Here is a 22,005-nt window from a genome sequence, read left to right as displayed (position 1 = left end):
AAAGGACCTCACTCTATCTGCTTGAACATTCTGTCAGCCTCGACTCTTGACAGCAAATGCTTCGAAACGACAAAAACCTCTACGGCACTCATTGAGCATTCAAATTCGCCAGCGTCGTTCACAGCAATCACCTTGACCTTGTTTCCGTTTTTTTCGTGAAAGGTGATGTGATAGACCTCACGCCACAACTGTTCGCCATCCTCATCTTTTCCTATTTTCTCGGACGCCAGTTGAACGGCTTGGGTTTTCGTATAGTCGATATTGCCAAGCATGCCAGCCTTTTTTAGGCTGTTTTCGGCGATGTTGGTCGGCCACCCGTCGCATGGCGGGTTCGGTCTGCCTTGCGCCAGGCATAGCGCGGGAAGGGATAGCAGCAGGACTGCAAAGGTGCGTTTCATGGATGTTTCACCCTAAGCATTCTGTCGCCACTGTTCCAGATTTGCTTGCGGTATGGCAAGTGCAGAACGATACATCCATTTGACGCGTTGCCGGGATCGGTCTGGCTGTCGCCGTGGATCATGAAGGCGGAACGTTCGCCTAAGCACGTTCCGCAAACCGGGTTAAGCCGCATCGAGAACGGTCCAGTTTTAGGGTGCGGAAACGGTGCCGTAATTTCATACAGGCCAACGGGGATTGGTCCCCAGTCGCGGACATATTGGCTACTGTGTTTATTCTTGTGCTCTCCCTTGCCGGAATATCCCTTATCTGTGATTAATTTGTCGTTGTGATACAACAAGTGGCTCTCATGCTTGTAAATCCACACCATCGTCTTTTCTTCATTGGTTGTACGAACCAACGATTACACCAGATCATCTGGCTACACGCAATTTTTAAGATATACGTCAGTTTGATCTGCATCCGCGTATCGAGCCGACAGAGGCAAGTGCAATTGATCGCGAAAGATCACGGCGAATATGAGTATGGGGCCGATTCGTGGGGAAAACAGAACCACGCCGCAACGATTGCCGGCGCAACACAATGTAAATCCGCACGGCATTCATTCGCGAATTCGGCGGGCGCCGATATTTTTTATGCGGTAGTCGTCGCTACGCCGCTCACCGGCACCTGCACGCACACCGTGCGCAACACCGTCTCCTTGATCACCTCGCGCCAATGCGCGAGCGCCGCCTTGTCCATCAGCGGCTCGCCGAGAAACGCGCCGAGCGTGTACTGATTGGCGTTATAGAAATAGCCGAGCGACGCGATCATCAGATACACGTCGCGCGCCGCGATATCGGCGCGAAACACGTCCTGCGCGCGGCCCGCCTCCAATAGCCTCTGCACGACCGAAATCGCGTAGCCCGAAATCTCCTTGAGCTTCTGCGATTTTTTCGCATGCTTGCCCTGGTGCAGATTTTCGCTCGACAGCAGCGTCACGAACTCCGGGTGATCGAGGTAGTACTGCCAGACGAACTCGACCATCTGTTCGAGGCCATGCACCGGATCGCGCAGATCGAGATCGAGTTTGCTTTCCGCTTCGTTGAACTGCGTGTAGATCGTCTCCAGCACTTCGATGAATAGCTGCTCCTTGCTGCCGAAGTAGTAATAGATCATCCGGTCGTGCGAACGCGCGGCCTTCGAAATACTTTCGATGCGGCCGCTCGCATAACCCTGCTTCGCGAACACCCTGATGGCCGCCTTCAGGATCTTGGCGCGCGTGTCCTGCGCCTGTTTCGCACGGATACCGATGGCGCCCGGCTTGCGGGCGGCGGTGGGGCTCATGTCGGTCTCGGATCTGTTTGTCAGCGTCGGTTTGAACGGCGGGCGCGCAGACTCAGCACGCCGATGCCGCATTGCACCATGATCCCGCGTGACGGAAAACACGTTGCACAGTCGATTTTGATCGAGTAGATTTCAGTCGAGTTTGGTGTAGAAGATACTACATGAACGGTGAGTGACCGCAACATGAAAATGGGCGGCCCACGCGGAAATGCCCTGAAACCGGGACGATTCGCGCACCACGCAGCACCGCCAGCCATGTCGCGCCTGTGATGTCGTAGGGAACCCCACGATGACAGAACATACGAAGGTCGATTTCGGTGCAGAGAGTGTCGATCGCGATACCGCGTCGACGCCGGGCCCAACCGTGCTCGCAAAGTCAGCGCCGCGCAGCGAGCGCATGGCCGCGAACAAGATCGAATGCAATGCGTGTCCGGTGCTGTGCCAGATCTCGGAAGGGCGCACCGGCGCGTGCGACCGTTATGCGAATGCGGATGGGCGGTTGATACGCGTCGATCCGGTGGTGTTTCTGTCGCGTGCGAACGATGCCGACGCCGATCCGGCAAATGCGGCGATCGAATTCGGCACACCCCCCGCCGCCGACCAAAGCACCGTCGAACCGGCCCTCTTCGTCACCGGCGTTGGTGCCTCCTCGACCTATCCCGACTACAAGCCCGCGCCGTTCATCGTCGCGTCGAAGCTCGACGACGTCGACATGGTCACCGTCGTCACCGAAGGCATCTTCAGCTATTGCAGCTTCAAGGTGAAGATCGACACCGACCGCTTTCTCGGCCCGGAACAGGCGAACGTGCGCTGCGACGGCGAGATCGTCGGTCACGTGAGCACGGCCGAATACGGCTCGCAGATGCTGAGCCTCGGCGGCGTCCATCATCTGACCGGCGGCAGCAAGAAAGAAGGCCGCGTGACCTGCGACATGATGCTCGCGCTCGGCAACAAGGAGGCGGTCGAGCTTGGTATCGACGGCGGCGCGAGTCTCGTGATTCGCGCCGGCGTCGCGCCGATCGTCGACGGCGTCGAGGAGCAGCGCATGCGCGTCGGCTGCGGCTCCGCGACGATCGGTATCTTCGCGAAGCAATGGTTCGGCCACGTCGATGAGGTGGTGGTCGTCGACGATCACATTACGGGCGTGCTGACCGAGCACCAGGCGGGCCGCTGCCTCGGCATGACGCGCTCGGGACTCAAGATACGCGGCCGCAAATCGACGCCGGGCCGCTATTTCCAGGTTGCCAATCCTGGCACCGGTTGGGGGGGCACCGACATTCAGGACCCGCTCGCGATCGTCGAAGAATTCGATCCGTCGGTCGCGAAGCCGGGCATGCGCGTGCTGATGGTCTCGACGACCGGCGAACACGCGCAATGGTACGAACTCGACGCACAGCTCGTGCCGCGCATCGCGCCGATGCCCGACGCGGTGCGCCGCACGGTCGAGCGGATCGGCGAGAACTGCGAGCCGTCGCTCGCGACGGTGCTGTTTCTCGGCGGCGCGGGCGGCAGTCTGCGCGCCGGCGCGACCGAGAATCCGGTGCTGCTCACGCGCGCGATCAAGCGCAAGCACGTCAACGTCACGTGCGGCGGCGCGCCGGCTTATGTGTGGCCGGGCGGCGGTATCACCGTGATGGTCGACGTGACGCGCATGCCGGACCGCTCGTTCGGCACGGTGCCGACACCGGCGCTCGTCGCGCCGATCGAATTCACGATGACGTACGACACGTACCGCGATCTCGGCGGCCACGTCGAGGCGGTGCGCTCGTTGCAGAGCGTGCTCGCGAGCGGGCCGACGCATACGGAAGGCGCGCCGCTCGCGCGGCGGACGCTGGCTCGCGATCCGGACAATCCGTGGCCGCCTGCAATGCCCGGTTAAGCACCCTGACTGAAAAATCACGCGATGACCCCCACCCGAACCCGCCTCGACGAACACCGCTGGCATTGGCAGCACGGGCCGATCGACCTGATCCTCGGCGCCGACGGCGAGCCCGACGCGGTGCGTGCCGCATATGACGCATGCTGGGAGCGCTTCAGTCCTGTGCTGGAGGAGCTGGTCCGGGAATTGAACGTGCTTCGGCAACCAGTGCAGGCTGTGGCGGCACGACTTGATTGCCCGCTTCGAGGGCCGGTCGCGACGCGTATGTGGCGTGCGTGTCATCCGCATCGTTCGAGCTTCATCACGCCGATGGCGGCGGTCGCGGGCAGCGTCGCCGACGAACTGATCGCAGCGTTCGCGCGCGACGGCATCGCGCGTGCGTTCATCAACAACGGCGGCGACATCGCGCTGCACCTCGCGGCGGGGCAGCAGTATCGCGTGGGCGTGTTGGCGGACCTCGCGCAAATTTCGGGCACGCGTTTCGCGCACGACCCCGCGCTCGACGCGCATCTGACGCTCGACGCTCGGCAGCCGATTCGCGGCGTCGCGACGAGCGGCTGGCGCGGCCGCAGCTTCAGTCTCGGCATCGCCGACAGCGTGACCGTGCTCGCGCGCGATGCCGCGAGCGCCGACGCCGCCGCGACGATGATCGCGAACGCGGTCGATCTCGACCATGCGGGAATCGTGCGGCGTCCGGCGTCGTCGCTGAAGGACGATAGCGATCTCGGCGATCTGCTGGTGACCGTCGACGTGCCGCGTCTGCCGCAGCCGCTGATCGATTTGGCGCTCGCGCGCGGCGTCGATGTCGCGAAGCGGTTGCGCGACCAGGGTTTGATCGAAGGCGCCGCGCTGTTCCTGCAAGGACGGGCGCGGGTCACCGGCATCGACGATTCACGCGCGTTGTCCACCACGCGCGCTTCACTGACAACGGAGGCTCCGTGTTCGAAATACGCCGCGTGCTGACGCACGTCGAAGACATCTTCCACGAGTTCGGCCCCGCGCCCGCGCAGCCGCTCAGACGAGGCGCGATCGCCGCGGTGATGACGAATCCGTTCGCGGGCCGCTACGAGCCGAAAATAGAACCCGCGATGGAAGCGCTGAAGCCGCTCGGCTTCGAGATGGCGCAGCGGCTGCTGACGGCGATGGCGGTGCCGCATGCGTCGATCGAAAGCTATGGGAAGGGCGCGATCGTCGGCGCGCGCGGGGAACTCGAGCACGGCGCGCTATGGCATGTTCCCGGCGGCTACGCGATGCGCGAGCTGCTCGAAAAGCACGGCGTGCCGACCCACGCGATCGTGCCGTCGACGAAGAAGGTCGGCGCGCCGTCCACCGCGCTCGACGTGCCGCTCACGCATGTCAACGCGAGCTACGTGCGCAGCCACTTCGATGCGATCGAAGTACGCGTGCCCGGCGCGCCCGCCGCCGACGAGATCGTCTACATCCTCGCGATGAGCACGGGGCAGCGCGTGCATGCGCGGGTGGGCGGCCTCGCGAAAGAGGCGATCGTCGGCAAGGATGGCTTGCGCTGAAGCGGCGCGCGGCAACCATACTGCAAGGCAACGAAACTCGGAGAGAGCAAATGGCAATCAGGCTTCGCAAGCTGGTCGTGCAGGTCGACGAAACACGCATCGAAATGGGCCAGACCGTCGAGCCGCCCGCGCGCCGCGCGGTCGCGATCGCGGTGATCGATAATCCGTATGCGGGCCGCTATGAGGCGAAGCTCGACGCGCTGATCGAAGCTGGCGAGGAACTCGGCGCGCTGCTCGGCAAGCGCTGCGTCGAGGCGTTGGGCATCGCGCCCGGGGCGGCGCAAAGCTACGGCAAGGCGGCGATCGTCGGCGAGGCGGGCGAGCTCGAACATGCGGCCGCGATCCTGCATCCGAAGCTCGGCGCGCCGCTGCGCGCGGCGGTCGAAAAGGGCGCGGCGCTGGTGCCGTCGGCGAAGAAGATCGGGACGCTCGGCACCGCGATCGACGTGCCGCTCGGTCACAAGGATGCCGCCTACGTGCGCAGCCATTTCGACGCGATCGAGGCGCGCGTGGCCGACGCGCCGCGCGCGAACGAAATCGTCGTGGCGGTCGCGGTGACCGCGTCGGGCCGACCGCTGCCGCGCATCGGCGGCTTGCAGGCGAACGAGATCAAAGGCGAGGACGGCCTGCGCTGAGCGATCGTTTTTTTCAGCCGCCTGTTTGCCGTCGCTTGTTTTGCGGGTTGTTTCGCTGGTAGTGTCCTGCCGTTGACGCGGGCGCGCATGGTGCCGCCCGCGCTGCAACGTCCGCCGATCGGGCCGCTGCGCATGTTGCGCGCGCGCCGTTCGGCGAGCTGCCGAGGGTCGCGATGCTTTCGAATCTGCTGGTACAACTGGTCAATGGACTCGCCGACGCGTCGACGCTGTTTCTGGTCGCCGCAGGTTTGTCGTTGATCTTCGGTGTGACGCGCATCGTCAACTTTGCGCACGGCTCGTTCTATATGTTCGGCATTTACGTTGCGTATAGCATCGCGAGCCGCTTTGGCCACACGGCGGGCGGCTTCTGGCTGTCGGTGCTCGCCGCCGCGCTCGCGGTCGCGGTGTTGGGCGCGCTCGTCGAAATCGTCGTGTTGCGGCGGATCTATCAGGCGCCGGAGTTATTCCATCTGCTCGCCACGTTTGCGCTCGTGCTGATCTTTCGCGACGCCGCGCTATGGCTTTGGGGCCCCGAGGATCTGTTCGGCCCGCGCGCGCCGCATCTCGCGGGCGCGGTCGACTTTCTCGGCCATCCGCTGCCCACGTACGACATCGCGCTGATCGTGATCGGTCCGGTCGTCTTGCTGCTGCTGTGGTACGCGTTGACGCGCACGCGTTGGGGCACGCTCGTGCGCGCCGCGACGCAGGATCGCGAGATGCTCGGCGCGCTCGGCATCAATCAGGCGTGGCTGTTTACCGGCGTGTTCTTCGTCGGCGCGTTTCTCGCGGGACTCGGCGGCGCGCTGCAAGGGCCGCGCATGTCGGCGAACCTGTCGCTCGACCTCGAGACGATCGGCAATGCGTTCGTGGTCGTCGTGGTCGGTGGCATGGGTTCGATTCCGGGCGCGTTCGTCGCGGCGTTGCTGATCGCCGAGATCAAGGCGCTGTGCATCGGTATCGGGCACGTGACGATCTTCGGCATCGGTTTATCGCTGAGCCGCTTCACGCTGGTGGCCGAATTCGTCGTGATGGCGGTCGTGCTGGTGGTGCGGCCTTGGGGTTTGCTCGGCCGCGCGAGCGCCGCGGTGCGCGCGATGGGTACGCCGGAAACGCCATTGCGTCCGGCGGGCAGGCGTCTGAAGGGGCTGGCCGCCTTCGTGTTGCTGGTGCTGGTTCTGGCGCCGCTCGCGGCCAACGCGTTTCCGTATATGCCGGTGCTGCTGGTTGAAATCCTGATCGCGGTGCTGTTCGCGGCGAGTCTGCATTTCATCATGGGTCCGGGCGGCCTGCATTCGTTTGGCCATGCCGCGTACTTTGGACTTGGCGCTTACGGCGCGGCGCTGTTTCTCAAAGTGCTGAATCTGCCGATGGAAGCCGCGTTGCTGCTCGGGCCGCTGCTCGCGGTGGTGGGCGCGCTCGTGTTCGGCTGGTTCTGCGTGCGACTGTCCGGTGTCTATCTGGCGATGCTGACGCTCGCATTCGCGCAGATCGTCTGGTCGGTCGTGTTCCAGTGGGACGACGTGACGGGCGGCAGCAACGGCGTGCTAGGCCTGTGGCCGTCGAACTGGCTGTCGTCGCCGGTTGCGTTTTACTACCTGACGCTCGCGTGCGCGGTGCTCGGCGTGTGGCTGCTGCGCCGCATGCTGTTCTCGCCGCTCGGCTATGCGATGCGCGCGTCGCGCGATTCCGCGCTACGCGCCGAGGCGATCGGCATCGACGTGAAGCGGGTTCAGTGGGCGTCGTTCGTGATCGCGGCGTTGTTCTGCGGACTCGCCGGATCGCTGTACGCGTTTTCGAAAGGCAACATCTCGCCCGAAGTGATCAGCGTGAGCCGCTCGGTCGATGGCCTCGTGATGGTGCTGCTCGGCGGCTTGCAGACGTTGAGCGGGCCGATCGTCGGCGCGGCCGTGTTCACGTGGCTGCAGGACACGGTCGCGCGCCAGACCGACTACTGGCAGGCGCTGCTAGGCTCCGCGATCCTGCTGCTGGTGATCGCGTTTCCACAGGGTATCGTCGGCTTCATTCGCGAGCGTTTCGGCGACGCGAACGGCGATCAGGCCGACAAGACCAACGGCGGCGCCGCGTCGCCGTCGCAACGGGCCGCCGCGGTCAAGGAGGGGCTATGAGCCTGCTGCGCGTAAGCGGTCTGTCGAGATCGTTCGGAGGACTGAAGGCGGTCGATAACGTTTCATTCGATCTCGAAGCGGGTCAACTGCTGGCGCTGCTCGGCCCCAACGGCGCGGGCAAATCGACTTGTTTCAACATGGTCAACGGCCAGTTGCAGCCGTCGTCGGGTTCGATTCTGCTCGACGGTCACGAACTCGTCGGCATGCGGCCGCGCGATATCTGGCGGCGCGGCGTGGGCCGCACTTTCCAGATCGCCGCGACGTTCAACTCGATGACGGTGCTCGAAAACGTGCAAATGGCGCTGGTGTCGCGCGAGAAAAAGACCTTCGGCCTCTGGAAGCCAGCGGCCTCGCACCACGCCGACGAAGCGTTCGCACTGCTCGAACAGGTCGGCATGGGCGCGCACGCGAAGCGCGCGTGCGGCGTGCTCGCGTATGGCGACGTGAAGCGCGTCGAGCTTGCGATCGCGCTCGCGAACCGGCCAAAGCTGCTGTTGATGGACGAACCGACCGCCGGCATGGCGCCGAAGGAGCGCAACGAATTGATGGCGTTGACCAAGCGTCTGGTGACCGAACACGAGATCGGCGTGCTGTTCACCGAACACAGCATGGACGTCGTATTCGCGTACGCCGACCGGATGATCGTGCTCGCGCGCGGCAAGCTGATCGCCGAAGGCGACGCCGACACGATCCGCAACGACGCGCGCGTGCAGGAGGTCTATTTCGGCACCGGCAAGACGTTCCGGCCGCACGCGCCACTGCAAGACGCGTCAGGCAGCGCGCCGGATCGTGGAGCATTGCAATGAGCGACCCGATGCTGAAAGTCTCCGGCCTCAACGCGTTCTACGGTCGCGCCCACATCCTGTTCGACGTCGGCCTCGAAGTCGGGCGGGGCGAAGTGGTCGCGCTGATGGGCCGCAACGGCGCCGGCAAATCGACGACGATGAAAGCGGTGATGGGACTGCTGCCGCGCCGCCACGGCGAAGTGACGTTTCGCGGCCAGAACATCAGCGCGCTCGCGCCGTACAAGATCGCGCGCATGGGCGTCGGTTTCGTGCCCGAGGACCGCCGCGTGTTCGCGGACCTGACGGTGATGGAAAACCTCGACACGGGCCGCCAGCCGCCGCGCGAAGGCGCGCCGCAATGGACGCCCGACAAGCTGTTCCGCCTGTTTCCGAATCTCGGCGAAATGCCGAAGCGCCCCGGCGGCCAGATGAGCGGCGGCGAGCAGCAGATGCTGACCGTGTCGCGCACGCTAATGGGCAATCCGTATCTGCTGCTGCTCGACGAACCGTCCGAAGGCGTCGCGCCGGTGATCGTGGAGCAGATGGCGAACATGATTCTCGAACTGAAGCGCGAAGGGCTATCCATTCTGTTATCCGAACAGAATCTGCACTTCGCCGAGCTGGTCAGCGACCGCGCGTATGTGCTCGAGAAAGGGCAGATCCGTTTCAGCGGGACGATCGGCGAACTCGCACGGAACGAAACAGTGAGGCGCGCTTATCTGAGCGTGTGAATTCATCGGGTAGTGTCGGCGAAAGGAGAGGCAGATGGCAGCAGAGACGTTGACAGGCTTGTCGGGCAAGGTCGCGGTAACGAACATCGGGCTGCTGCTGTCGGGCGATATCGATCAGCCGATTCTCGACGCGGACACGCTGGTGATCGACGACGGCGTGATCGTCGCGCTCGGCCGCGAGAAAGACTGCGATCTCGAAGGCGCGCGCACGACGGTCGACTGCAAGGGCACGACGGTCGCGCCGGGCCTGATCGACTCGCACGTGCATCCGGTGTTCGGCGACTGGACGCCGCGCCAGAATCAGCTCGGCTGGATCGAGTCGAATCTGAACGGCGGCGTGACGACGATGATCTCGGCCGGCGAAGTGCATTTGCCTGGCCGTCCGAAAGACGTGCTCGGCGTGAAGGCGCTCGCGATCACCGCGCAGCGCTCGTTCGACGGCATGCGCGCGGCCGGCGTCGGTGGCGGCGTCAAGGTGCTGGCGGGCGCGCCGGTGATCGAGAAGGGCATGGTCGAGCAGGACTTCAAGGAGCTGTCCGAAGCCGGTGTGAAGCTGCTCGGCGAAGTCGGCCTCGGCAGCGTGAAGGGCGGCGAGGAAGCGCAACAGATGGTCGCGTGGGCGCGCAAGTACGGTATCCAGAGCACGATTCACACGGGCGGTCCGTCGATTCCGGGCTCCGGCCTGATCGATCGGGACGTGGTGCTCGCCGCCGATGCCGATGTGATCGGCCACGTCAACGGCGGCCATACGTCGCTGTCGTACCGGCACGTGTGCGATCTGTGCGAGCAGTCGAGCCGCGCGCTCGAAATCGTCCACAACGGCAACGAGCGGATCGCGTTGCTGACCGCGCGCCATGCGATCGAACTGAAATGCCCGCATCGGATCATTCTCGGCACCGATAGCCCGGCCGGCTCCGGCGTGCAACCGCTCGGCATTCTGCGCATGATCGCGCTGATTTCGAGCCTCGCCGACGTCCCCGCCGAAATCGCGTTCTGCTTTGCGACCGGCAATACCGCGCGGCAGCGCCACCTGCGCCAGGGGCTGATCGAGGTGGGCCGTCCCGCCGATCTCGTGTTCATGGACCGCGCGCAGCATACGGCCGCCGACACGCTGCTCGAAAGCGTGCAACTCGGGGATATTCCGGGTGTGGGGATGGTGATGATCGATGGTCTGATCCGCTGCCGGCGCAGCCGCAATACGCCGCCCGCGACCGAAGTGCCGGTGGTGCTGTGAACGCGCGGCGCGACAGGGTGCTCGCATCATGATGAACCGCGCCGCGCAGCTCGTGCTGAAGGTGAACGGCGCGACGCATGTGGTCAGCGCGGCGGCGCAGACACCGCTGCTCTACTTGCTGCGCAATGATCTCGCGCTGAACGGGCCGAAGTTCGGTTGCGGTCTCGGCGAATGCGGCGCCTGCACCGTGCTGCTCGACGGCATGCCGACGCGCGCCTGCGTGACGACCGCCGAAGTCGCGCTGGGCCGCGAGATCACGACGCTCGAAGGGCTCGGCACGCGCACCGCGTTGCATCCGGTGCAGCAGGCGTTCATCGACGAACAGGCCGCGCAGTGCGGCTACTGCCTGAACGGCATGATCATGACCGCGAAGGCGCTGCTCGATCGCGATCCGCATCCGAGCGTCGCGACGATCCAGCGCGAGCTGTCGCGCAATCTGTGTCGCTGCGGCACGCATGTCGAGATCGTGCGCGCGGTGCAGCGCGCGGCGCAATTGCTCGACGCGCAAACGGACGTGGACGATGGAGCGCGCGTATGACCGGGCCGGACTTCAGCGTCGATCGTCGTGGCGCGACGCCGTCGCGCAAGCAGTTGTACGACGCGCACAGCGCGCTGCTCGTCGCGCGGCCGCCGCATGCACCGGTCAAGGCCGCGCGCGGCCAGCCGGGTTCGCGTTCTTCGCTCGTGCCGACCGAGGCGGATCTGTTTCTGGTCGTGCGAGACGATGGCAGCGTGGTCGCGTTCAACGGTCACGTGGATCTTGGCACCGGCATCGGCACCGCGCTCGCGCAGATCGTCGCGGAAGAACTCGATGTGCCGTTGACGCGTGTGTCGATCGTGCTCGGCCATACCGGCGAAGCGCCGAACCAGGGACCGACGATCGCCAGCGCGACGATCCAGATTTCGGCGGTGCCGCTGCGGCAGGCGGCGGCGCAAGCGCGTCAGTATCTGGTCGCGCTTGCGGCTGCGCGCCTGAACGTAGACGCGAACGATCTCGACGTGCAGGACAGCCGCGTGTTTCCACGCGATGGCGACCCGGCGCAGGGCATTCACTATGGCGAGCTGATCAAAGGCCAGCGTGTCGAACTGCTGCTGTCGAACGATGCACCTTTGAAACCGCCGCACGCGTACCGCGTCGTCGGTAAAAGCGCGCCGCGTGTCGACATTCCCGCGAAGGCGACCGGTGAGCTGAGCTTCGTGCACGACGTGCGCGTGCCCGGCATGCTGCATGGACGCGTGGTGCGGCCGCCTTATGCGGGCGTCGCGCAGGGTGAGTTCATCGGGCATAGCCTGCTGGAAGTGAACGAAGCGGCGATTCGCGATTTGCCTGGCATCGTCAAGGTGGTCGTGATTCGCGATTTCGTCGGCATCGTCGCCGAGCGTGAGGAGATTGCGCAACAGGCGGCGCAGCGGCTCGACGTGCGCTGGAAAACGGTCGATGGCCTGCCGCCGCTCGACACGAGCGAGCAGGTCGAAGCGGCGTTGCGCGCGAATCCGGCGACGCGGCGCGATCTGGTGATCGAAGGCGACGTGGATGCGGCGCTCGCGCAAGACCCGTCGCGCACGTTGGAACGCACTTACGTGTGGCCGTTCCAGATGCACGCATCGATCGGCCCGTCGTGCGCGGTCGCGGACTATAGCAACGGAGACGGCGACGACACGCAGCTGAAAATCTGGTCCGGCACGCAGAACCCGCATTCGCTGCGCGCCGACCTCGCGTTATTGCTGACGCTCGACGAAGCGCGCATCGACATCGTGCGGATGGATGCCGCGGGCTGCTACGGACGCAATTGCGCGGACGACGCCGCCGCCGACGCCGCGCTGCTGTCGCGCGCGGTCGGCGCGCCGGTGCGCGTGCAGCTCTCGCGCGAGGACGAACACGCGTGGGAACCGAAGGGCGCCGCGCAACTGATGGACGTACGCGGCGCGCTCACCGCCGAAGGCGAACTGGCCGCCTACGACTTTGCGACGCGCTATCCGTCGAACGACGCCCCCACGCTCGCGCTGCTGCTGACCGGCACCATTCCCGCGCAGCCGGAGGTGTTCGAGATGGGCGACCGCACGGCCGTGCCGCCGTACGACTATCGCAGCATGCGCATCGTCTGCGACGACACGCCGCCGATCGTGCGCGCCGCGTGGCTGCGCGGTGTGTCCGCGTTGCCGAACACGTTCGCGCACGAGTCGTTCATCGACGAACTGGCCGAGCAGGCCGGCGTCGATCCGGTCGAATTCCGCCTCAGGCATCTGACCGATCCGCGCGCGATCGACCTCGTCAAGGCGGTCGCGGCGAAAGCCGGGTGGGAACCGCGCGAACCCGCGTTCAAAACGCGCAGCGAGGACGACGAACACGGCAACATCGCGCGCGGCCGCGGCATCGCGTACGCGCGCTACGTGCACAGCAAATTCCCGGGGTTCGGCGCCGCATGGTCCGCGTGGGTCGCCGACGTCGAAGTCGATCGCAACAGCGGCGAACTGGCGGTCACGCGCGTCGTGGTCGGCCAGGACACCGGCACGATGGTCAATCCCGATGGCGTGCGTCACCAGATTCACGGCAACGTGATCCAGACGACGAGCCGCGCGCTGAAGGAGCAGGTCAGTTTCGGCGACAACGCGGTGACGAGCCAGGAGTGGGGCGCGTATCCGATCCTGACGTTCCGCGAAGTGCCGGTGATCGACGTCGTGATGATGCCGCGCCACGGCGAGCCGCCGATGGGCGCCGGCGAGTCGGCGTCGCTGCCCGGCGCGGCCGCCATCGCCAATGCGCTGTACGACGCGACGGGGGTGCGTTTCCGTCGCCCGCCGTTCACGCCGGAAAAGATCCGCGCCGCGCTCGCCGACGCGCAGGCGCAAGACGCGGCGGCGGCGCGCAGGAAAAAGCACTGGCGGCGCGGCTTTTTCGGCTTGTTGGCCGCAGGCGTGGTCGGCTGGCTTGGCGCGCTGTCGTTCGCCTCGGTTTCCAGCGCGCCGCTTGCGCCGATCACGCCGCCGCTTGCAAGCGCGTTTGCGCCGGAACTGGTCGCGCGCGGCAAGCTGCTCGCGTCGCTCGGTAATTGCGCGGTTTGCCATACCGCCCACAACGGCGTGCCGAACGCCGGCGGCAAGCCGCTCGCGACCCCGTTCGGCACCGTCTACAGCACCAACCTCACGCCCGACGGCCAGACCGGGATCGGCCACTGGTCGCTCGAAGCGTTCGTGCGCGCGATGCGGCACGGCATCAGCCGCGACGGTCATCGGCTGTATCCGGCGTTTCCGTACACGTCGTTCCAGAACATCTCCGATGACGATCTGCACGCGCTTTACGCGTATCTGATGTCGCAAACGCCGGTGCGCAGCCGGCCGCCCGAAACGAAGCTCGCGTTTCCTTTCAGCGTGCGTCCGCTGATGGCTGCATGGAACGGCCTGTTTCTCGGCCGCACCGCGTTTACCGCCAACCCCGCGCAGAGCGCGCAATGGAATCGCGGCGCGTATCTGGTGAATGGCCTTGGCCATTGCAGCGCGTGCCACACGCCGCGCAACGCGTTCGGCGCCGAGAAAACCGGCGCGGCGTTCATGGGCGGAGGCAGCGCCGAGGGCTGGGAAGCGCCCGCGCTGTCGGCGTTGTCGAATGCTCCGGTGCCGTGGAGCGAGGACGAACTGTTCCGCTATCTGCGCGACGGTCACGCGCCGTTGCACGGCGTCGCGGCCGGGCCGATGGCGCCGGTGATCGGCGATCTGGCGGCGCTGCCCGACAGCGATATCCGCGCGATGGCCGTCTATGTCGCGTCGCTCAATCCGCTGGAGCCGAACGCCGATCCGGCCGCGACCGCGCGCGAATACGAACAGGCCAGCGCGATGACGGGCGCGCCGCTCACGGCGGGTGCGCGGCTTTTCGACGGCGCGTGCGCCGCGTGCCATCACGCGGGCAGCGGACCTCAGTTGTTCGGCGCACATCCGTCGCTGGCGCTGAACACGAACCTGCACGGCGCGGCGCCGGACAACCTGATTCGCGTGATTCTCGACGGCATCGGCTCGCCTGCGCGGCCCGAACTCGGTACGATGCCGGCTTACCGCGACAGTTTCAACGACGCCCAGGTCGCCGAGCTCGTGTCGTTCCTGCGCGCGCAGTTCGCGGGCGGCAAGCCGGCATGGCAGGACGTCGCCGCGAACGTGGCCAGAATCCGCGCGGAACCGCGCGAGCAATGAGCCGCCAGCCGTCGTCCGAAGGTGCGCAGGTCCACGCGCTTGCACGTCCTCAGGTTCGCATGTCTGACTAAAACCACCATTCCTTCTGATAACGGAGAAACGCATGACCACGCGCGCAGGATGGATCTCTCGCCTCATGGTGTCGACCGTGTGCTCGTTTGCCGCGCTCGGCGCGAGCGCACAGCAGACCATCAAGATCGGTGAGATCAATAGCTACAAGGCGCAGCCCGCCTTTCTCGGGCCTTACAAGCAAGGCTGGAATCTCGCACTCGAGCAGGTGAATGCGGCGGGTGGCGTGCTCGGCAAGCAGCTCGAAGTTATTTCGCGCGACGACAACGGCAACCCCGGCGACACGATCCGCGTCGCCCAGGAACTGATCGCGCGTGAGCAGGTGCAGGTGCTGTTCGGCGGCTTCCTGTCGAACACCGGCCTCGCGCTCGCCGACTTCGCGAAGCAGAAGAAGATCTTCTTCCTCGCGGCCGAACCGCTGACCGACAAGATCGTCTGGGCCGACGGCAATAAATACACGTACCGTTTGCGTCCTTCGACCTACATGCAGGTCGCGATGCTGGTGCCCGAGGCCGCGAAGCTGAAGAAGAAGCGCTGGGCGATCGTGTATCCGAACTACGAGTATGGGCAATCGGCGGTGGCGACCTTCAAGAAGCTGCTGACGGCCGCGCAGCCGGACGTGCAGTTCGTCGTCGAACAGGCGACGCCGCTCGGCAACGTCGACGCGGGCGCCGTGACCCAGGCGATCGCCGACGCGAAGCCCGACGCGATCTTCAACGTGCTGTTCGGCGCCGACCTCGGCAAGTTCGTGCGCGAGGGCAATACGCGCGGGCTCTTCAAGGATCGCGCGGTGGTGTCGCTGCTGACCGGCGAGCCCGACTACCTCGATCCGCTCGGCGCCGAAGCGCCGACCGGCTGGATCGTGACCGGCTACCCGTGGTATTCGATCGATACGGCCGCGAACAAGCAGTTCGTCGACACGTATCAGGCGAAATATCACGACTATCCGCGGCTGGGCTCGGTGGTCGGCTATTCGGCGCTGATGTCGATCGCGGACGGCATCAAGAAGGCGGGTTCGACCGATCCGGACAAACTCGCCGCCGCGTTCAAGGGGCTCAACGTGCAGACGCCCTTCGGCCCGATCATGTACCGCGCGCAGGACAATCAGTCGACGATGGGCGCGTATGTCGGCGTGACCGGTGTGAAGGACGGCAAGGGTGTGATGACGTCGTACCGCTATGTGGATGGCGCGAGCGTGCAGCCATCGGACGCCGAGGTGAAGAAACTGCGCCCGGCGGATTGAGGACGTGGCGCGCGGCGGTCCGTCGTGACTGCCGCGCAATGGCCGCGCGAGTGTTGGTGAATGCACGTCCGCAGCGGCTGTTGCCACGAGCGGGCGGCTTTGAAAACGGCGGTTGCCGTCGGCGAAACCTACTCTTCCGCGTCGTGCTCCGTGACGAAGCGCTTCAGATAAGCGAGCACGGCCGCTTCCATCGCGCGATGATCGGCGGTGTTTTTCGAGCCCGCGTTTTCTTCGTCGCCGAACAGTGTGGACGGCGCGTTGTGCACGTCCACTTCCTGCCCCTCGCGGAACACGCGAATTTCGTGGACGTCTTCGACGTACTCGGCGATCCAGTGCACGCCCTCGATATGCGTGCCAGCGCGAACCGTAACTATCTTCATGGCTGTCTCCATGCAAGGCGGTCGATTTGAGTTAGCGCTTCGGCGCTTACTCCCGTCCCATGTCCACCACCATACGCCGTCCCGCCGACGCACGCGAGTCCCGCCGCGCAGCCGCCGCCGGAGCATGGCGCGGATGGGCGCTCCGGCACGCTCGTTGCTAAATGATAGGGACTCACCCACAACCGGAGAACCGTCATGCCAGAGCAGAAAACCTTGAAGCGTGCCGCGGCCGATAAACGCGCCGGCAAATCAGCGAGTACTCAAGCGGGAGAGTTCGTCAAGGAACAGGTGGACAAGGTCCGCGCCGGCAAGCACGGCGTGCGCTCGCCGAAGCAGGCGATCGCGATCGGGCTGTCCGAGGCGCGGCGCGCGGGCGTCGACCTAAAGCCGCCGAAGAAGGGCGCCACGAGCGAGGCGACCCGCAAGAAAGCGCAGAAGGACAGCGCGGCGGGCAAGCACGAAGGCGCTGCGAAGAAGAGTGCGAGCAAGGAGTCGAGCGCGAAACGCTCGCGTGTGTCGGAGAGCGTGCTCAAGCGCGAGAGCAAGGCCGGGGCGTCGTCGGCGGCGATGTCGAAGCAGGCGAAGTCGGCGGCGGCCAAGCGGCCAGCCGCGAGCCGTTCGGCCGCAGCCAAAAAGGCCGCTGCGACGAAGGGCGCGGCTGGACGCTCCGCTGCCGCGAAAAAGGCCGCGCAAACGCGGGCGTCGCGCGCGCATCACTGAGCTTGCGGCTCGCAAAGCGGCAGCAATAAAAAAGAGCGGCGCACGCATGCGCGTGCCGCCGCTCTTTCGTCGTCGCCTGGTGGCGCGCTTGCGCGCCTTCTTACTGCACCGTCGCCAGCACCTCGCCAACGGTGCGGAAGAGCCGCGCGATCTGCTCTTCGTCGATGATCAGCGGCGGGGAGAACGCGAGGATGTCGCCGGTGAAACGGATCAGCACGCCGGCCTCGAAGCATTTGACGAACGCCTCGTAGGCGCGCGCGCCCGGCGCTCCGTCGCGCGATTCGAGCTCGATGCCCGCGACGAGGCCGAGATTGCGCACGTCCTTCACGTGCTTCGCGTCGCGCAGCCCATGCGCGGCGGCTTCGAACGTCGGCGCGAGGCTGGCCGCGCGCTCGAACAACTGGTCGCGGCGGTACAGATCGAGCGTCGCGATCGCGGCCGCGGCAGCCGCCGGATGCGCCGAGTACGTGTAGCCGTGGAACAGCTCGATCGCCCCCGCCGCGCCGCTGCCGACGACCGTGTCGTGGATCGTGCGGCTCGCCGCGACCGCGCCCATCGGAATCGACGCGTTGTTGATCGCCTTCGCCAGCGTGATCAGGTCCGGCATGACGCCGAAGTGTTCGCTCGCGGTCGCCTTGCCGAGGCGGCCAAAGCCCGTGATCACCTCGTCGAAGATGAGCAGGATGCCGTGCTTCGTGCAGATCTCGCGCAGCTTCTGCAGATAGCCTTGCGGCGGAACCAGCACGCCGGTCGAGCCGGCCACCGGTTCGACGATCACCGCGGCGATCGTCGAAGCGTCGTGCAGCGCGACGATGCGCTCCAGCTCCTCGGCCAGATGCGCGCCCCATGCGGGCTGGCCCTTCGAGAACGCGTTGTGTTCGAGGTTGTGCGTGTGCGGCAGATGATCGACCGCCGGCAACAGCGCCCCCGAAAACGTCTTGCGATTCGGCGCGATACCGCCGACCGAAATCCCGCCGAAACCGACGCCGTGATAGCCGCGCTCGCGGCCGATCAGACGCGTGCGCTGGCCTTCGCCGCGCGCGCGATGGTAGGCGAGCGCGATTTTCAGCGCGGTGTCGACCGATTCGGAGCCGGAGTTCGTGAAGAAGATGCGATCGAGCCCTTCCGGCATCAGCTCGGCAACCTTCTTCGCCGCTTCGAACGCGAGCGGGTGGCCCATCTGGAAGGTCGGCGCGAAGTCGAGCGTCGACAGCTGCTGCGTGATCGCGGCGACGATTTCATCACGGCCATGGCCGGCGTTCACGCACCACAGCCCGGCGCAACCGTCGAGAATCTCGCGCCCGTCGGTGCTTCGGTAGTACATGCCCTTCGCCGATTCCAGCAGGCGCGGCGCGGCCTTGAACTGGCGATTGGCGGTGAAGGGCATCCAGAAGGACGACAGATCGTCGATGACGGGGCGCGAAGTCATGGCATCTCCTCGAAGTGGTGTCGGTTGGGGCTTTAAGCGTAGCCAAACTGTAGCCCTCGCGGTTTAATGGCGGCATAAACAGTTGACCAAGTGTGGTGTCAACCGTGCTGGTGGATTCGCGCGAACTGTTCCGGTAGGTGGGCGGTCCGCGGTCCGTCTTTTTGCCCCTCGTTTTTCGCCCGAAACATGATCGAACTGGACCTTCAACGCAACCGGCGCGCGGCGCCGACGCTCGTCGAACAGGTCGTGCAGAGCTTCGCGCGCGCGATCGACTCGCAATCGCTGCGCGCCGGCGCACTGCTGCCGTCGGTGCGGCAGCTTGCCCAAAGCCACGCGCTGAGCACCTTCACCGTGACCGAGGCGTACAACCGGCTCGTGTCGATGGGCCTCGTGGTCGCGCGGCGCGGCTCCGGCTATCGGGTGGCGGCGCGCTCGTCGTCCACGCGGGCGGCCGTCACCGACTGGACGCCGCCGAGCCTGACCGCGACGTGGCTGCTGTCCGACGTGTTCGCCGATCACTCGGTGCCGATCAAGGCGGGCTGCGGCTGGCTGCCGAGCGAATGGACCAACGAGAGCGGCCTGCAGCACTCGCTGCGCGCGCTGAGCCGGGTGCCGGCCGCGCGGCTCGGCGACTATGGCCATCCGTACGGCTTCGCGCCGCTGCGCGAGCGCATCGCCGAACAACTCGACCGGCGCGGGCTGCCCGTCGACGTCGCGAACGTGCTGCTCACCCAGGGCGCGACGCAGGGGCTCGATCTGATCGTGCGCACGCTGCTGCGCGCGGGCGATGCCGTGATCGTCGAAGATCCCGGCTACTGCAATCTGCTGCAGATCCTGAAGCTCGCCGGGCTGGTCGTGCATGGCGTGCCGCGCACGCCGGCCGGCGTCGATACGGACGTTCTCGCAACGCTGGTCGCGCGGCACAAGCCGAAGGCGATCTTCGTCAACACCACGCTCCAGAATCCGACCGGCGCGACCTTCGGCATGTCGGCCGCGTTCCGCTTGCTGCAGATCGCCGAGCGCGAGCGCATCTGGGTGATCGAGGACGACGTGAGCCGCGAACTCGCGCCGGCCGGCGCGCCGCTACTGGCGGCGATGGAAGGCTTGCAGCGCGTGTTGCACGTTGGCGGCTTTTCGAAGACGGTGACGCCGTCGCTGCGCTGCGGCTATGTGGTGGCCGAGCAGGCGGTGCTGCGCGAACTCGCGCGCACGAAGATGGCGGTGGGGCTGACGTCGTCGGAAACGATCGAGCGGATCGTCGACAAGGTGCTGGTGGAAGGGCGTTACGCGCGCCACGTCGAGATGGTCAGCGAACGGCTCAAGCTCGCGCACGTGGCACTCGAAGAACGGCTGGACGCGCTCGGGCTCGAGGTGTTTCACCGGCCGCGCGCGGGACTCTTCATGCTGGCGCGTCTGCCGATCGAAGCGGAGCGCGCCGCCGAGGTCGCGACCGCCGCGCTCGCGCACGGCATCTGGCTCGCACCGGGCTCCTACTTCCGTCCCGACGACGCGCCGAGCGCGTGGTTCCGCTTCAACGCGCCGTATTCGAGCGACGACGCGTTGTGGCGCTTCATCGAGCGGGTCGGGCAGGGGGCGTGGTAGACGTGTAGCGACACAATAAAGTCCGTACTTTTCTGAGCGGCCATTCCTCAAACAATTAAGTTGTACCTTTGGTTATATCGCGAACTGGAAATGCGCGCTGAGCCCAAAGACAGCGCATGGACCGTTAAGTGTGTACTTTCTTTTCCTGACAGGTTTTCAAAGTTAATCGTTGACTGGATTGCGTTTGAGATTCCAGGGAATTCTCCCGCCGCTGCGGTCAACCGCGACCTGCCGGCTATACGAATAGTAGCCACACAGGAACATCCAGCACTTCGGCAATTCTGGCTACCCTTGCCAGATGTCCCTCGGCAACGCCCGTTTGCCTTGACAAGCGCCATTGACTGTATCGCACGTGCTTGCGTAGCACGCCACGAAAGACCGACCTACGGACAAACGCAATCTGGGCCGCTAACGGCGACATCGTCCGCATTGGGTTCAGTGTCATTGCGATTGCGACAAGGACCGAGGTCAAGATCGCGAGATATTCGTTTCAGTGAGAAATAGGTGAGCAAATGAATACGCTCGTTCGAGCGGCTTCGCCACACGCAACTGGCGGGGTTCTTTTCAACGCCGGCTGGACGTTGGCGACCATCGAAAATTTTCCAGCGACGGATATCTCTTCATGACCATCATCTCGTCGAAGTTCACGGGACAACCTGAATTGGCCGGATGCTTTCCCGCCGCAACAACGAGACTGTCGTCGCGCAAATCCGCTTCCCAATTCATCTCCGAAGATGCCAGCAATATTGGTTCTTGACCGCATATCGTGCGCACTGCGGCCACCTCGTTTTTGTAGTACGTCTCCTTCAGCAGGATATATCCCGTAACGCTTGCCGCAGCGAGGACCGAGTTCGCGATGCCGAAGGCGAGTACTACATGGAATAGTTTCCGATTGGATGAAAACCCCGCAATGACCAGAAATGGGACCATATAAAACATCGGGACGTAGCGGGCCCACCAGGATTGCGGATGTAGCAGAACGCTCGCTAACGTTGCGAGAAGAAACACTTTCGCAATATCACCGCTGTCTCTCCTTCTCCAGAAGAAAGAAGCGATGCACGCGATAAACAGAACCCCGAAGAAGGGTCCGAACGCGCCGAAACGCGCAGCAGCCGTATGCAGCGCGATAAACGCGTCGCGCAAGTGGGCGTATGACGGGACAAAGGTAGGCTCCGCGTTCTCGCACGGCCTGCAATCCAGCGGCAGCGAGAAATACGATAAGAAAATCCTCTGCAAAGGATTCATTGCAAGAAAGTGTGCTGACACTTTTCCACCGATGATATCGACCTTGTCGCTGCCCAGCACGGGGTAGAAAATGTGTTTGCCAGCGACTATGTTCTGCACGTACGGCGAATAGCCGATCACTGCGACAGCGACAACAGACCAGATGACCAACTCTCCGATAACTTTCCGGTTCTGAGTCAGAAAGCGTCTCTTTTCGCCGCCAATAAACTCCGCCGTGAAGAAAACAGCAATCGAGATGGCGGCGAAGGCGGGTCCTGTCAGCTTCGAGCCGATCAGAAGCACGAGTGCGATACCTAGTTGAACTCCGGAATAAGGCCTACGCTTGAGCGCGAAAAGCAAATGGACAGAAAAGATGGCCCAGCAGTAGTCCCCCCGCGTCACAATGGTTGTCGCCTGGATAAAATTGGAATCTGGGGGCGATAAAGAGAGAACAAGTTGGCGCGTTACGGAAAGACATTCAAGGACAGAGCGGTGGCGCGGTTGCTGCCGCCGGA

The 22,005-nt window shown here is 64.9% G+C and carries 18 protein-coding genes and 1 pseudogene; 13 read left to right on the top strand and 6 right to left on the bottom strand.

Going from position 1 to position 22,005, the window contains the following annotated elements:
• Positions 1 to 8 precede the first annotated feature (8 nt).
• The 3 genes from F6X37_RS31895 to F6X37_RS31885 all read right to left on the bottom strand — a co-directional run bounded on the left by F6X37_RS31895 (position 9) and on the right by F6X37_RS31885 (position 1,722).
• Complete coding sequence (locus F6X37_RS31895) at positions 9 to 398, bottom strand: hypothetical protein (RefSeq protein WP_184063216.1); 390 nt, start codon at positions 396 to 398, stop codon at positions 9 to 11.
• The gene (locus tag F6X37_RS31890) at positions 395 to 796 is read right to left on the bottom strand and encodes a DUF2778 domain-containing protein (protein ID WP_262420101.1); all 402 of its coding nucleotides are present in this window, start codon (positions 794 to 796) and stop codon (positions 395 to 397) included. The genes F6X37_RS31895 and F6X37_RS31890 overlap by 4 nt, the downstream gene beginning before the upstream one ends.
• A gap of 233 nt (positions 797 to 1,029) precedes the next feature.
• Positions 1,030 to 1,722 carry a TetR family transcriptional regulator gene (locus F6X37_RS31885; protein ID WP_187614031.1) on the bottom strand — a complete coding sequence of 231 codons (693 nt, stop codon included), beginning with the start codon at positions 1,720 to 1,722 and terminating at the stop codon, positions 1,030 to 1,032.
• A 289-nt stretch (positions 1,723 to 2,011) separates the two neighbouring features.
• On the opposite strand from F6X37_RS31885, the gene F6X37_RS31880 reads away from it, so the two are divergent.
• From F6X37_RS31880 to F6X37_RS31830, 11 genes are all read left to right on the top strand, one after another.
• Positions 2,012 to 3,601 (top strand): 6-hydroxynicotinate reductase, encoded by a 1,590-nt coding sequence (locus F6X37_RS31880; protein ID WP_187614030.1) that lies wholly within the window; start codon positions 2,012 to 2,014, stop codon positions 3,599 to 3,601.
• A gap of 24 nt (positions 3,602 to 3,625) precedes the next feature.
• On the top strand, positions 3,626 to 4,564 hold the full coding sequence (locus F6X37_RS31875) for a UPF0280 family protein (protein ID WP_187614029.1): 939 nt from the start codon (positions 3,626 to 3,628) through the stop codon (positions 4,562 to 4,564).
• Positions 4,540 to 5,130: an amino acid synthesis family protein gene (locus F6X37_RS31870; protein WP_187614028.1), complete on the top strand. Its 591-nt coding sequence runs from the start codon at positions 4,540 to 4,542 to the stop codon at positions 5,128 to 5,130. Before F6X37_RS31875 ends, F6X37_RS31870 begins: the two co-directional genes overlap by 25 nt.
• A 50-nt stretch (positions 5,131 to 5,180) precedes the next feature.
• Positions 5,181 to 5,765, top strand: a complete 585-nt coding sequence (locus F6X37_RS31865; protein WP_184063204.1) for an amino acid synthesis family protein — start codon at positions 5,181 to 5,183, stop codon at positions 5,763 to 5,765.
• A 173-nt stretch (positions 5,766 to 5,938) separates the two neighbouring features.
• Entirely contained in the window at positions 5,939 to 7,891 is a 1,953-nt protein-coding gene (locus F6X37_RS31860; protein ID WP_187614027.1) for an ABC transporter permease, read from the top strand.
• On the top strand, positions 7,888 to 8,697 hold the full coding sequence (locus F6X37_RS31855) for an ABC transporter ATP-binding protein (protein WP_187614026.1): 810 nt from the start codon (positions 7,888 to 7,890) through the stop codon (positions 8,695 to 8,697). Before F6X37_RS31860 ends, F6X37_RS31855 begins: the two co-directional genes overlap by 4 nt.
• Complete coding sequence (locus F6X37_RS31850; RefSeq protein WP_187614025.1) at positions 8,694 to 9,407, top strand: ABC transporter ATP-binding protein; 714 nt, start codon at positions 8,694 to 8,696, stop codon at positions 9,405 to 9,407. Before F6X37_RS31855 ends, F6X37_RS31850 begins: the two co-directional genes overlap by 4 nt.
• Positions 9,408 to 9,441: 34 nt before the next feature.
• Positions 9,442 to 10,641, top strand: a complete 1,200-nt coding sequence (locus F6X37_RS31845) for an amidohydrolase family protein (RefSeq protein ID WP_090807235.1) — start codon at positions 9,442 to 9,444, stop codon at positions 10,639 to 10,641.
• A 31-nt stretch (positions 10,642 to 10,672) separates the two neighbouring features.
• Positions 10,673 to 11,179, top strand: a complete 507-nt coding sequence (locus tag F6X37_RS31840; protein WP_090807233.1) for a (2Fe-2S)-binding protein — start codon at positions 10,673 to 10,675, stop codon at positions 11,177 to 11,179.
• Entirely contained in the window at positions 11,176 to 14,823 is a 3,648-nt protein-coding gene (locus tag F6X37_RS31835) for a molybdopterin cofactor-binding domain-containing protein (RefSeq protein ID WP_187614024.1), read from the top strand. Before F6X37_RS31840 ends, F6X37_RS31835 begins: the two co-directional genes overlap by 4 nt.
• 103 nt (positions 14,824 to 14,926) lie before the next feature.
• A complete protein-coding gene (locus F6X37_RS31830; protein ID WP_090807229.1) occupies positions 14,927 to 16,135 on the top strand; it encodes an ABC transporter substrate-binding protein in 1,209 nt (402 codons plus the stop codon).
• A 128-nt stretch (positions 16,136 to 16,263) separates the two neighbouring features.
• On the opposite strand, the gene F6X37_RS31825 is transcribed toward F6X37_RS31830, so the two are convergent.
• Positions 16,264 to 16,515 carry a hypothetical protein gene (locus tag F6X37_RS31825; RefSeq protein WP_018423554.1) on the bottom strand — a complete coding sequence of 84 codons (252 nt, stop codon included), beginning with the start codon at positions 16,513 to 16,515 and terminating at the stop codon, positions 16,264 to 16,266.
• Between the two features lie 195 nt (positions 16,516 to 16,710).
• Between F6X37_RS31825 and F6X37_RS31820 the strand changes: the two genes are divergently transcribed.
• Positions 16,711 to 17,235: a DUF6496 domain-containing protein gene (locus F6X37_RS31820; RefSeq protein ID WP_090807227.1), complete on the top strand. Its 525-nt coding sequence runs from the start codon at positions 16,711 to 16,713 to the stop codon at positions 17,233 to 17,235.
• A gap of 100 nt (positions 17,236 to 17,335) precedes the next feature.
• On the opposite strand, the gene F6X37_RS31815 is transcribed toward F6X37_RS31820, so the two are convergent.
• Positions 17,336 to 18,664 carry an aspartate aminotransferase family protein gene (locus tag F6X37_RS31815; RefSeq protein WP_187614023.1) on the bottom strand — a complete coding sequence of 443 codons (1,329 nt, stop codon included), beginning with the start codon at positions 18,662 to 18,664 and terminating at the stop codon, positions 17,336 to 17,338.
• Positions 18,665 to 18,850: 186 nt separating this feature from the next.
• Here F6X37_RS31815 and F6X37_RS31810 point away from each other — a divergent pair, with 186 nt between their 5' ends.
• Entirely contained in the window at positions 18,851 to 20,266 is a 1,416-nt protein-coding gene (locus F6X37_RS31810; RefSeq protein WP_187614022.1) for a PLP-dependent aminotransferase family protein, read from the top strand.
• A gap of 564 nt (positions 20,267 to 20,830) precedes the next feature.
• Here the strand turns inward: F6X37_RS31810 and F6X37_RS31805 are convergent.
• Positions 20,831 to 22,005: pseudogene (locus tag F6X37_RS31805) on the bottom strand (hypothetical protein); the annotation flags it as partial.

The organism is Paraburkholderia sp. 31.1, from assembly GCF_014397645.1.
GTDB lineage: Bacteria > Pseudomonadota > Gammaproteobacteria > Burkholderiales > Burkholderiaceae > Paraburkholderia > Paraburkholderia tuberum.
Note: the sequence above shows the minus strand (reverse complement) of the source record. Positions and strands in the feature narration are given on the sequence as shown.